10 protein-coding genes are annotated in these 12,254 nt (G+C 43.3%); 1 reads left to right on the forward strand and 9 read right to left on the reverse strand.

Annotation, left to right across the window (positions count from 1 at the left end; all coding sequences use genetic code 11):
* Nucleotides 1-120 precede the first annotated feature (120 nt).
* The 8 genes from SACSAC_RS23920 to SACSAC_RS23955 all read right to left on the reverse strand — a co-directional run bounded on the left by SACSAC_RS23920 (nt 121) and on the right by SACSAC_RS23955 (nt 7,960).
* Nucleotides 121-1,098: a HEPN domain-containing protein gene (locus SACSAC_RS23920; protein WP_037290941.1), complete on the reverse strand. Its 978-nt coding sequence runs from the start codon at nt 1,096-1,098 to the stop codon at nt 121-123.
* Between the two features lie 197 nt (nt 1,099-1,295).
* Nucleotides 1,296-2,489, reverse strand: coding sequence for a hypothetical protein (locus SACSAC_RS23925; RefSeq protein WP_037290942.1), 1,194 nt, complete (start codon nt 2,487-2,489; stop codon nt 1,296-1,298).
* A 212-nt stretch (nt 2,490-2,701) separates the two neighbouring features.
* Nucleotides 2,702-3,280, reverse strand: a complete 579-nt coding sequence (locus SACSAC_RS23930; protein ID WP_037290943.1) for a hypothetical protein — start codon at nt 3,278-3,280, stop codon at nt 2,702-2,704.
* 546 nt (nt 3,281-3,826) lie between these two features.
* Nucleotides 3,827-4,183 (reverse strand): hypothetical protein, encoded by a 357-nt coding sequence (locus SACSAC_RS23935; RefSeq protein WP_037290945.1) that lies wholly within the window; start codon nt 4,181-4,183, stop codon nt 3,827-3,829.
* Nucleotides 4,184-4,753: 570 nt separating this feature from the next.
* Complete coding sequence (locus SACSAC_RS28145; protein ID WP_156951086.1) at nt 4,754-5,518, reverse strand: hypothetical protein; 765 nt, start codon at nt 5,516-5,518, stop codon at nt 4,754-4,756.
* 254 nt (nt 5,519-5,772) lie between these two features.
* Entirely contained in the window at nt 5,773-5,997 is a 225-nt protein-coding gene (locus tag SACSAC_RS23945) for a hypothetical protein (protein ID WP_037290948.1), read from the reverse strand.
* Between the two features lie 163 nt (nt 5,998-6,160).
* On the reverse strand, nt 6,161-7,273 hold the full coding sequence (locus SACSAC_RS23950; RefSeq protein WP_245608689.1) for a tyrosine-type recombinase/integrase: 1,113 nt from the start codon (nt 7,271-7,273) through the stop codon (nt 6,161-6,163).
* Between the two features lie 339 nt (nt 7,274-7,612).
* Complete coding sequence (locus SACSAC_RS23955) at nt 7,613-7,960, reverse strand: DUF3817 domain-containing protein (protein ID WP_037290952.1); 348 nt, start codon at nt 7,958-7,960, stop codon at nt 7,613-7,615.
* Nucleotides 7,961-8,163: 203 nt separating this feature from the next.
* On the opposite strand from SACSAC_RS23955, the gene SACSAC_RS23960 reads away from it, so the two are divergent.
* On the forward strand, nt 8,164-8,916 hold the full coding sequence (locus SACSAC_RS23960; protein WP_037290954.1) for an alpha/beta hydrolase: 753 nt from the start codon (nt 8,164-8,166) through the stop codon (nt 8,914-8,916).
* 177 nt (nt 8,917-9,093) lie between these two features.
* Here SACSAC_RS23960 and SACSAC_RS23965 read toward each other — a convergent pair whose 3' ends face one another.
* On the reverse strand, nt 9,094-12,189 hold the full coding sequence (locus tag SACSAC_RS23965) for an alpha-mannosidase (protein ID WP_037290956.1): 3,096 nt from the start codon (nt 12,187-12,189) through the stop codon (nt 9,094-9,096).
* Nucleotides 12,190-12,254 lie beyond the last annotated feature (65 nt).

Here is a 12,254-nt window from a genome sequence, read left to right on the forward strand (position 1 = left end):
TCTCACTCCAAAAGTTACACATAACGTTCCTGTATTTACGACTCGACGTATGTCGAGTGTCCGGCGAACGCCGGATCAAGGACGTATGTCCTCAGCGTGAATATTATGTTATACGAAGGATCAGTCTCCTTTGAATTTATTATCAAATACCAAATCAAGAAAATACTTTTCCATATCCTTTTCCTCTTTATCAAAGATATCGTTTTGGGTAGTTAGTAATTCCCTTAACGCTTGATCTAGACCTTCAGATATATTTTTTAATTCTTCACTGTTACCCTTCAAGCTTGATCCGTGAACTATGGTTGATCTGACATCATAAGTTTTCTTAATAAGATCAAAGTATTTCCTTTTGTCAGATTTATTATTCCCTAACATCAATGCGACTCTTTCAGCAATTCTATAATTCATTTCAGTTTTTGCAGTTGAAAACAAACATTCTAATGCTGTGCAATAATAAACTATTTTCATAGGGAAAATAGAACTACCTCTAGCAGATAAAACAAAATAATGTGCGCGGTCTATTCTAGTTGACTTTTTATTTTTAAAAAATATTTCATCAGTAGGAATTTTATAATCGGTATTTTCATTAAATAAATTTTCTTTTTCGTTGTTTTTGAATTTCTCAATAGCTACACTTAATTCACTATCTTTATACAATGTTTTATCATTACATAAAGTATATTTACTAAAAATTGCTGATAAAGAGGCTTTATAAGTAAATCCATTTTCAATATCATTCTCATACGCAATTAGAAAACCGTCTCTAACATAAATATTATTATCTTTGACTTCCCAAAGTTCTGTAAGAAAACTTTGTACAATTCTCAAAAGGTGAAATGTCAGGTTAGAACCCACTTGATCCATATCTTCTTTAGTTTTTATATGCTCTATTTCATTTTTAACATAACAATAGACTACTCCTTCAAATTCATCTATTGAATGAACACCAACATTATATTTAACTAAATCAGAATTTAATAATTCTTGTATTACTGCTGTTCTATTAGAGAAACGAGCTCTGGGAAAAAATTCAACTCCTTTATTCTTAACGCTCTCGAATTTGAGATTGTGCAGAATTGTTATAAATGTATATTTCAATTTAATCCCTCCTTAACTTTATTTATTATCTATAATTTTTATGTTTCCGATATTTCGTATAACGTTCCTGTATTCACGACTCGACGTATGTCGAGTGTCTGGCGAATGCCAGACCCAGGACGAATGTCCGCAGCTTGAATATTATGTTAGGCGAAAGTACTTCTCCTCGAATATTCTTGAATGAGATCACCAATATTTCATACTTCTTTAACTTTGTAGTTGCAAATAACCCTTGATGAAATCATCTTTATCAATTGAATATAACTATCTAACTCTGATTTAGTTTTATCGAAAGAAACTTTGTTTTTCGTTGGGAATTTCCTGTTAGAATGAGTACATTCACATCTGAAATCAAATAAATGTTTCGCAATTAACGATATATTTTTTATCTCTTCTTCTTTTGAAATAATATTAAGATTTTTTAATTCACTTATTACTTCGTGATTGACCAAAATGAATGCATTATCATGTATATCACCTTTAAAGTATCTTTCGAGTACCATTCTTAATTTTTCTATATCTGTTTTTTTATTATTATATTGATCTACTAATTTGATCATTTTTGAAATATGCTCTTCATTATGCGTCGAAAACCAATTAGAATTCAAAATTTGCTTCACATCTTGAACAAGTTCATATTGATACACTTCATCAAAAATACATTCTAAGATCTGATAAAAGGCTAAGTATTTGAATTCATTGTCATTCATGATCATAGCTCTATAGTAATAGTCCAGCATCTCGTTATCATAAGTTATTTTAACTACCGTATTAGCTATTGAATTTAATGCTTCTGTTTGTTCATATATTATATCATCAGCACTATTCTCATCAGATTCTGGCAAGTCAATTATTCGAAGTTCTACAGAATGCTTATAGGACAGTTCGAACAAAATAGATTTTGCAATAAATAACATGATTTCTATATTTTCAGAATCGTTTATATCAAAGTTCAAATTTTTATTTAAATTATAAATCTTTAAACTGGAGTACCATCCTTTTTCTAAAAACGTTGTATATTTTTGATTCAAATTAATCAACTTTCTAAGTTCTTCAGAGTACGCACTTATCTCATAATGTATCTTCTGTTCATTTGATTTTTCACCTGAAAGATCAACTTCCTCCAATCCATTTCCTAAAATCATATTTTTAATATCTACTAAAACCTCAAAATAGTTTTCTCTATAGCATCCATTAATAGGCATGTATTGACTAGATAAAAAAATTTCTACTTCCTCAAAAAGGTCATTTAAATTTGAATTATCGAATGAGAATTCTATTTCATCATCCCATCTCGGATCAATAATGCTAACGATTTCTGATTCAGTATCAATATCAAATGTCAGTTTAGGATTCATCTTTTTTAATGTCTCTTTTATTATTTCTTCCATACTTCAACCTCCTAGTTATTATCAAGTAGTTTTGCCTAACGTTCCTGTATTCACGACTCGACGTATGTCGAGTGTCTGGCGAATGCCGGGCCAAGGGCGTATGCCCGTAGCGTGAATATTATGTTAAGCGTTGCTTCTGTCTTCTCGAGTTACATTCACCTATATAATTTAATATTCGTTCAAATTCTTTCATGATATATTTCTTATACAGATTATCTTTCTTTTAATTTCTGCTCCCATATGATGTATTGTAAAATTGGAGATTGAAAAAACATTCTATCAGGGAATTTTCTATAGTTATATTGGTGCACACGTTGCTCAATAAACATTTTAATATCAGTTAAATTAATATGATGATATTTATCTGTGGGAAGTTCCTTTTTGTCTGATATAAGAACTTTATGTATTTTATATTTTTTCATTTTTAAATATGATTTATCATTCAATTCATCAACACATAGATTTGAATTTTCTAAAAATCCAAATCGTCCTAAAGCTCTATAAAGATTTTGTCTTTTAAATAACTCCTCTGCTCTATAATTTGGCCCTGTTTTTACTTCACAAATCAATCCTACAATTACGTCTTCTTCAACCTTCATAAATGGTTGAATATCCCAATCATTTTCTTGACCACCAGTTTGTTCATATACGTATGGAAATCGTACCGCTAAAATGTCAGCATCAGAAGTACGATGTTCTTCATCATGATGCAATACAAAATTATTGACAGTAAAGAATCCATTTAGCCTTAAATACCAGTAGGCTAACTCCTCACCATAGTTAATGCTCATTTTTTATTTCCCCTTATCTAAATTATATTAGAATTTTAAGACCAAAAAATATTGTTAATTATTTACAAAAGTTGCGCTTAACGTTCCTGTATTCACGACTCGACGCATGTCGAGTGTCCGGCGTATGCCGGACCCAGGACGAATGTCCGCAGCGTGAATATTATGTTATGTGTTGCTTCTGTCTTCTTGCGTTACCCTCAAAGGTTCCTTCATCGCCGGGCATACTCCGGTTCCGAGTCCACTTCGTCTGCTTTACTCACCGCCGAGCGTGCTTCGATTCCGAATCTGCTTCGTCTGTTTTACTCACCGCCGGGCGTGCTTCGATTCCGAATCTGCTTCGTTTGCTCTACTCACTGCCGGGCGTGCTTCGGTTCCGAATTCGCTTCGTCGATCTCATCAGATCTTCAGCAATTATCAGCTTCTAAATCGCTCTTAAATCTGCCCTTCAGAAGTTACACATAACGTTCCCGTATTCACGACTCAGCGTATGCTGAGTGTCCGGCGAATGCCGGACCAAGGACGAATGTCCGCAACTTGAATATTATGTTATGTGTTGCTCCCTTCTTCCTTGACTTTACAACCTAAATTCTTCAATTCATTTTTGATTGTCAAATATCTTTCCGATCCTAAAAGCAGTTCGTTGTAAAAATACATGTAGTTCCCTGGGTATTCCTTTATTTCTCTTTGATAATCTTTCGAAAGAAGTTCAACATGCTCCCTATAAAAACCTAGGATTGCATCTGTCCTTCTATTTTCCTTAATCGTATTTAAATACGCTCTCAATTCAGTCAATCTTTCTTTCGTATACTCCCAAACTTCGCGAATAGCTGGTTCGCGCAGTGAAAGATAAGATTCTGATCGGGCTTCCCAGTGATTGATAAAAATCTCTTTCTGATCCGTCATGATCTCAAATATAGGCTTCAGAATTTGCAGTTCTTGCTTGAGTCGATAGATCTTAAAGAAAGAAAAAAGTTGGAAAGAAATGAGGATTCACCTCGGTTTGAAAATTTTTTTAATCGCCTTTGGGAGTTACACATAACGTTCCTGTATTCACGACTCGACGTATGTCGAGTGTCCGGCGAATGCCGGACCCAGGACGAATGTCCGCAGCGTGAATATTATGTTAGATGATGTCTATTTTTTGGTTGCTCATCTTTTAAAAATTCAAGTGCTTCTAATATTTTTTTTACATAGTATCTGTTTTTCTTTCCTGTATAAATTTCTGATAGTTCAAATAGATTATGAACATTGAATTTCTTAATATACCATTCAACTAGGTGGTAATTTGTTTTTGGGTCTTCAAACAAACAAGAAATCTCTAAAGAACTCTTATTATAATCAATAAATTCTATCCAAAAACGATATTGAACTTGACAAGGACCAAGAGATAATTTTTGCAGTCTTTTTCGATTAAATATCACACACCATAGAAAAAATAGATATTCAGTTATACGAAAAACGTGTGGACGAAATTCAGATTCCACGAGAATGATCGCTATCGGTAGAAGATCCTTCTTCGTAGTTTGATTGAGAAACCACGAAAGCTGAGTCTGATTCTTGAACCGTTTGATGTTCTTCATGTTTTGCTCTCCTTACCCTATTATCAAAAACAAGACTTATTGTTATAGGAATTGCAATACCGATAATCAAAAAAGTTAGTATTACATTCAATATAAGAAAGTCACCAATGGTTGTTATGATACTTTCATACTCTTTGTTTTCAATCAATGGAGAAACCCAAAGATGTGTTCTATACAATATATAAAAAAAAGCAAAAGATACTACAGTATAGAAAAAAATAAGTATCCCTCTTCTTGAAGACATTACAAAGTCACGAAAATGTGTAATAGACTTGATAAATTTAAAAAGAATGATTCCGAACAGAATTAAAGTTGCTAGCAGAAATTGATTATTATCAAGAAAAAATGTCCATATAAGGGCTAGAATAAATGGTAAAATCATCACATAAAAAATAGAAAAAAGCATACTTTTTATTCTTATAATTTTCTTTTCTCTTTCAACTACTTCATCATCAATATAATCGTCAACAATACTTTCTCCTAAATATTGTGATAAAGAAATATTTAAGTTTGCAAGAGGATAAACAGCAAAATAAATAGGTGTGTATATATCTCTTTTATATTTCATCCAATATAAAGGAATAAAATAAATCAATAATGCTAAAATAATTGGAATTGGTTTTATTGTAAAATTCCATATAATTAAAAATATATTCATGTTTTATCTCCCATAATAATTTTAATAGATTTCATCTAACGTTCCCGTATTCACGACTCGACGTATGTCGAGTATCTGGCGAATGCCAGATCAAGGACGAATGTCCGCAGTGTGAATATTATGTTATAGGATGCACCCTTCTTCTTTGAGAACGCCTTCAAACTAGTTTCTATCACTCTTTATCTTCAATCTTTACTCTGGTTTTTGTTCTTCAAATATTCTTTAGTTTATCTTTCACTGATTTTGTGGGTTTATTAAATCTTGAGATTCTCCCTGTCTTGGATCTTCAATCTGTATCCATTCCAGTCTTCCAAACCACAATATTCTTCGGCTTCCATCAAGGTTTCAAACCAATAATCTTTTGTGCAAGGTACGTCTTCTAAGGTTTCATAGATGAATACGTAGATATCTGGTTCTACTTCATAAATCATCACTTTCTTCACTTCATCTTTAGGATCTACGAAAGCATATTTCCTCATGGGTTTTCCTCTTATTTATGGGGTTGGGTGTTTCCTATAACGTCTTATTCACGAATTTCGCCTAAACTTCGTACAAGCAGTATTTACGAATTTCATAATACACATTCCTACCGTATTATTCACGAACTTCCCAATACACACCCATACCGTGTTATTCACGAACTCAATCTTCTTCCTCCATCCCTCCCAGCCGATCCAAAGGACTTTGAATCCGCCCAATATCTCTTCTACTCACATGCGTATACCTTTCCGTAGTCCGCACGCTCTGATGCCCAAGCAGCTCTTGAATATAACGAAGGTCAATCCCGTTCTCCAACAAATGCGTTGCAAACGAATGCCTCAACGAATGGATGCTGACTTCTTTTTGAATCCCCGCTTGAATCAGCGCTTTTTCAAACACTTTCTGCGCGGAGCGTTCAGTCAGATGCCGCCCTTCTTTTTGCCCCGGAAACAACCACCCGTCTGGCTTTTCCTGTTGGATATACTGATCCAGTACCGCATTCGCTGTTTCGGACAATAACGTCTGGCGATCTTTCCGGCCTTTTCCTTGACGGACCTTCACGACGTTTCGCTCCCGATCACAGTCCTCCGGCCGTAACCTCACCACTTCGCCGACACGCAGCCCCGACGTATACGTCACGATCAGCATCGCCCGATGCTTTAGGTTTTTCACGCTTTTTAATAGACGCGCCACTTCACCGAGCGATAATACATCCGGTAGTTTACTTTCTTTTTTAGGACGCACATAACCGTTAGAGTTGGGACGTTTCAACACATGCCGAAAATAAAACTTCAAAGCACTGATTGCCTGATTCACATAAGCATGCGAAAGGTCTTTTTCCAGCAGTTTTAATGAGTACTTTTGCACGACAGCGTCATTAATTTCCTTCTCGACAAGCAGCACCTCATCGAAAAAACGCTGTACCTGAAGCGTATAAGCTTTAACCGTTTTTCCGCTATAACCTCTCGCTCGAAGCGCGTCTTGCAGCTCTTTCTTCCGATCTGAACTCCATACCTGCGCCTCGTCGACGGGAACGGATGTTAAGCCCTGCTGCCGCAGCTTATTATGATTGTCCACCTGCTGGCGTAAATACGGATCTGCGCTTTTCAAACGTTCATCACACTCAAAAAAATCTTTTGGATATGCATCCAACAAAGCGCTTACGCCTACAACCGTATATGGAATCGTCCAGACCTTTTCATCCGGAATAAATTTTCTGCCCGGCACGGAACGAACCCCTTTCAACTCCTCAGGCCCATAGCGTTCCAGCTTCACTCCAATCGCCTTCTCATCCCTATACGCCAACTCGATCTTCATCTAGTAGCTTGTCAACTCTTAATCATAGGGTTACGTTTGGCTGAAATGCACACGCTTTAGGTGCGTTTCAGCCAAACGTAACCTTACTTTTAGCGTTGACATGGTACCAGCTTGCCTCCTCAAATTTTATCATCATCTGGAATTTTTGGAAATCTGGTTTTTACGCAAAAAAGGACCTCAAGATGGAATTCCATCCTGAGGCCCGATTCTCTCGGTGCCGGTTTGCTTATATCGATTATAATAAAACGATTCTCAATCTTTTGTCCAGAATCAACGGCTGCTTGACTAAAATGCGCCTTATCCGGCCCTTCTCGCTTGATTCGCTTCCTGCGTCGAACCGTACATCCGTCCCGCTTTGATCTCTTTGTTCAAATGCGCTTCGAACACGAACGTTCCGATTGGCAGTACTGAAGCGACAAGCGCCCAAAACAGCTTTTTCATACTCCATTTTAACGCGATAAACGCATGGAAAGCCGCCAAAATGTACAAGACGAATAATGCCCCATGCGCTGCTCCTACGATCGTCACGGCCATATCGACGCCCGCTGCGTATTTCAGCGGCATCGCGATCAGAAGCAGCAGCAGAAACGAGATCCCTTCCAGCACCCCGATCACTTTGAATCTCCCCAATACGGTCTTTAACATGACACCCTCCTCGAATTTGAAGGCGTTTGCGTAAACGGCGGTAAACGCACCGATTCGCTTGCGCAAGCGTCCTTAAATGGTCGTATCTTCCCTATTCTAACGGAACTTTCGTATACTTCTCAACTTTAAAGCAATACATATGTATGGTTAGATATAAGGAGAAACCATCAAGCATCCACCACCTTCGAATCGGAGTGAATCCCATGAAAATGATCCCGCCGCAGCCTTTTACTTACCGAGCCGGAAAACGAGCTGTTTTGCTGCTGCACGGCTTTACCGGAAACACGGCGGACGTACGTAAATTAGGCCGTTATCTGCATGAAAAAGGCTACACCTGCCATGCTCCGCTGTACACGGGACACGGTGGTGCAGCCGAAGAACTGCTGGAGCTGTCGCCGGAAAACTGGTGGCGCGATGCCGAGGAAGGTTATCGTCGGCTGATCGCGGAAGGTCATACGCAAATCGCAGTAGCGGGCGTATCGCTGGGCGGCGTGTTCGCTTTGCGTCTCGGCGTAGAATATCCGGTTGGCGGAGTCGTATCGATGTGTGCGCCAATCGAAGGCAAAAGCGCCGAGGAATTGTTCGAGCGCATCGTCGGCTATGCCAAGCAGTACAAAAGATTCGAAGGCAAAACGACGGATACGGTGCAGACCGAAGTCGAAGCGCTTGAGTCTTTTCCGCGCGAGCAGCTTTCCGTGCTTCAGAACCTGATCTCGGAAACGGGCAAGCAGCTCAAATACATCGAAGCCCCTGTGGCGGTCATGCAGGGAGGATTGGATCAGCAGTTGTATCTGGATAGTGCGACGGTCATCTACGAGACGGTGCCGAATCCGCGAAAAAGTTACAAGGTGTACCCGGAGTCCGGGCATATTTTGACGTTGGGGGCGGAGCAGGCTGAGGTATTTGAAGACGTGTATCGCTTTCTTGAAGCATTAACGTGGGGAGAATCTGAGTAGAATCCTGTTCGTAAAAGAAAGCTAAAGGCTGCGGGGAAAATTCGTTCAAGACGCTGTCTCACTCGGAAAGCTGAATGAAGTTTGTAGGTGAAGCTTTCCGAGTTCAAAGGCGTCTTTTTCTGAATTTTCCCCTTCGCCTGTTTGCTTAATTTCTTGAAAGATCGCTGTTTCTATTACTTAAAATTTAAGACGCAAAGTCTTAATCTCAAAAGCACCGAAAATTAACGTCGTATCTGCCAGGCTGCCGCTGCCGCTTTCGCTAACTTGGACGCTCTGCTCCTCCAGCACCTGCTCCATCAGATCCGTCTCCACGATTTCTTTGCACGGATGTCCGATTGTCAGAACGGCTTCCGCGCGCGTTCCGGCAGTCTCGTACAAGCGCACGATCAGATGATCCGAATCCTCGGCTTTTTTGACAGCTTCCACCATGATATGAGGATGATCGACCGTGATCAGCGAATGACTCGCACCCTTCTTAGCCGCTTGATCGGAGACTTCTCCCTGATCGACGAACGCTGCGAAAGTACCGCCATCGGCCGAAGCGCCTCCCACCGTCAACGGGGTGTTCAGCTCATACCCTTTCCGATACGTCCGCGCCTGCACGAAGTCCCCGGCATGCGGGTACAGCGCGTAAACGAACTCATGCTCCGCGCGGTCCGCGACCGGGTCGGGATAGCCGGGGCTGCGCAGCAGGTTGATATCGAGCATATTTCCTTCCGCGCTGTAGCCGTACTTGCTGTCGCTCAGCAGCGATACGCCGTAATCCGGCTGCGACAAGTCGATGTATTGATGCGCGCAGATCTCGTCCCGGGCGAATTCAATCGCGTTGTTGCGGGTCGTCGGACGTTTCAAATAACCGAATTGAATCTCGCAGTTGACCTGATCCGCCGTCACCTGAACCGGGAACGACGCGCGCAGCATTTTGCCGGATTCCTGCCAGTCGACCTTGCTCTCGAAACGCAGCGTGTCCGCGCCCGCGTCCAACAGTATCCGCTGCGTCAGCGTCGATTGTCCGAACGCATACTGCTGCTCCAGCACCGCGCTTGTGCCTTCGACGGACGCACGGCTGCTGATCAGCTCGAACACTCCGGCGACCGTGTCGCGGTAATCGCGCGCGAAGTCCCAAGCGTCGCCGTCGTCATGATAGACCGTCAGCACGTTGCCTTCCAAGCCCGGCGCGATCGCTTCGCGTCCCGTATCGGCCTGTACCAACGAAACAAGCCCGCCTTTTTCATTGAACTCCGCGCGCAGATGTCGGTTGGCCAATAGCCGTTCTTCGGCGATCAGTCCGGCATTGTATGCGGCCAGCTTTTCCCCGTCCAACCGCTCTGCTCTCTTCAATGACGCAAAGCCCATCGGCGGCACGGTTACCAAGTAACGACGGCCTTCCCGCTCCACGACCTCTTCCCGTTCCCACGGCAACGAGTTGAACGCCAAGCCTTCGCTGTCCTCGACTCCCGCAAGTTCGGCGACCCTCGCCTGAGCTTGCTGCAGCAGCGTCGTCGTCGTCTCGTCCAGCAGCACCGCATACCGCGCCAACGACTCGTCGAACACCCGCGTAATCGACGATCCCGGCAAAATGTCGTGGAACTGGTACAGCAGCGTTTCTTTCCAAATCCGCTCCAACGCTTCCGACGGGTAATCGTCCGCCGTGCCGCCGAGACTCAAAGCCAGCGAAGCCGTGAATTCCAGCTGTCGCAGCGCTTTTTCCATCCGACGGTTGTAACGTTTGTTGCGGGCCTGCGAGGTCAGCGTGCCCTGATGCTTTTCCAGATACAGCTCGCCGCGGTACGTCTCGAAGCAATCCTGCTCGCGTTCCAACTTAAGGAAAAAGTCCAGCGAAGGCTCCTGCACCACAGGCGGCAATCCGAGCAGATTGTGTTCGCGCGTCAGACGTTCCAGATGTTCTTCGCCCGGTCCCCCGCCGCCGTCGCCGATTCCGAACAGCATCAGCGCGTGCTCGGATACGTTTTTGTCGAGGTAAGCCTGTTCGATCTTCGCCAGCGAACGCGGGGCGGCCGGGCCGTTGTACGTGTCTTCCGGCGGCAGATGCGTCAGCACCCGGCTCCCGTCGATGCCTTCCCAGTGGAAGCTGTGGTGCGGATGCGTGTTGTACACGCTCCACGACAGCTTTTGGGTCATCATGTAATCGACGCCGGATTTGCGCAGCAGCTGCGGCAGGCTGGCGCTGTATCCGAACACGTCCGGAAGCCACAACGTGGTAATGTCTTGACCGTACTCCTTTTTGAAAAAGCGTTTGCCGTACAAAATCTGCCGCACCAGCGCTTCGCCGCCAGAGATATTGGTGTCCGGCTCGACCCACATCGCCCCCTGCAGCTCCCAACGCCCTTCGCGCACTCGCTCCCCGATCTGCCCGTAGAGCTTCGGATAATGTTCTTTCATCCATTGATACAGCTGCGGTTGGCTCGCGCCGAACACGTAATCCGGATACTGCTCCATATTGCGCAGCACGGTGGAAAAGGTTCTCGCGCCTTTGCGGATCGTTTCGCGGATCGGCCACAGCCACGCCAGATCGATATGCGCATGGCCGACGGCGCTGATCGTAAGCGTCGGATCGCCGCCTTTTTTCTCAAGTTCCGGACGCACCCGTTCGCTTGCCTGCCGCACGCTGTTTTCGTCGATGACCGACAGCTTGAGCGACGCTTCGTACAGCGCTTGCAGAACCCGGGCGCGGCGGGCGCTTTTTTCCTCCGTCTGCTCCGCAAGCTCGATCAGCACTTCGAAATCGTAGTACAGCCGCCGCGTCTCTTCATGGCAGATCGCGATTTGCGCTTCTTTCATCGTGCCGCCGCTGAAGCCTCCGAACAGATCGTTGCAGCCACCGTCGGCCCAGAGATCGATCGACTGACCGGAGGCGTCGCTGCCGAGCCGGACCACCCTTTTGCCCGGAAGCCCCAGCGCCGTCTCGAACCCGGAGTTGATATTCGTCAGTCCTTGGCGCGGCGAGCCTTGCTCGTCGACCAGACATAGTTCCCCGTTGATATCGATCAGCAGCACGGCTTGGCGGCCGGCAGCCGACTCCGGCACGACGCCTTCAAAATGAAACCAAGCGCAGTCCCAAAGTTTGCCCCAGGTGTCGCCCGGCTGAACGTCCAGACGCTTGCCGGAAGTGCGATTTTCGTAGGCAACCGGCTCCGGCGTCACCCAAGCGGTCGTTTTGAGGAATCCAATCGGTTCGTAGACGGCTTCTCGAAGTCGGTTCAGGATCTTTTTGGCGCGATTCAGCTTGATTTCGGTCGTTTCGTAAGGCATGGCTTCCACTCCTGTTCATGATTGAATTGAAAAAACGAAGGGCCCGGCTGACACTCTGCGATGCT

Origin of the sequence: Saccharibacillus sacchari DSM 19268 (assembly GCF_000585395.1) — a bacterium.
In the GTDB taxonomy this organism is placed as follows: domain Bacteria; phylum Bacillota; class Bacilli; order Paenibacillales; family Paenibacillaceae; genus Saccharibacillus; species Saccharibacillus sacchari.

Coding starts and splice junctions, on each gene's coding strand:
- SACSAC_RS23925 (WP_037290942.1), bottom strand. CDS start 2,489: ATGGAAGAAATAATAAAAGAGACATTAAAAAAGATGAATCCTAAACTG.
- SACSAC_RS23930 (WP_037290943.1), bottom strand. CDS start 3,280: ATGAGCATTAACTATGGTGAGGAGTTAGCCTACTGGTATTTAAGGCTA.
- SACSAC_RS23935 (WP_037290945.1), bottom strand. CDS start 4,183: ATGACGGATCAGAAAGAGATTTTTATCAATCACTGGGAAGCCCGATCA.
- SACSAC_RS28145 (WP_156951086.1), bottom strand. CDS start 5,518: ATGAATATATTTTTAATTATATGGAATTTTACAATAAAACCAATTCCA.
- SACSAC_RS23945 (WP_037290948.1), bottom strand. CDS start 5,997: ATGAGGAAATATGCTTTCGTAGATCCTAAAGATGAAGTGAAGAAAGTG.
- SACSAC_RS23955 (WP_037290952.1), bottom strand. CDS start 7,960: ATGTTAAAGACCGTATTGGGGAGATTCAAAGTGATCGGGGTGCTGGAA.
- SACSAC_RS23960 (WP_037290954.1), top strand. CDS start 8,164: ATGAAAATGATCCCGCCGCAGCCTTTTACTTACCGAGCCGGAAAACGA.
- SACSAC_RS23965 (WP_037290956.1), bottom strand. CDS start 12,189: ATGCCTTACGAAACGACCGAAATCAAGCTGAATCGCGCCAAAAAGATC.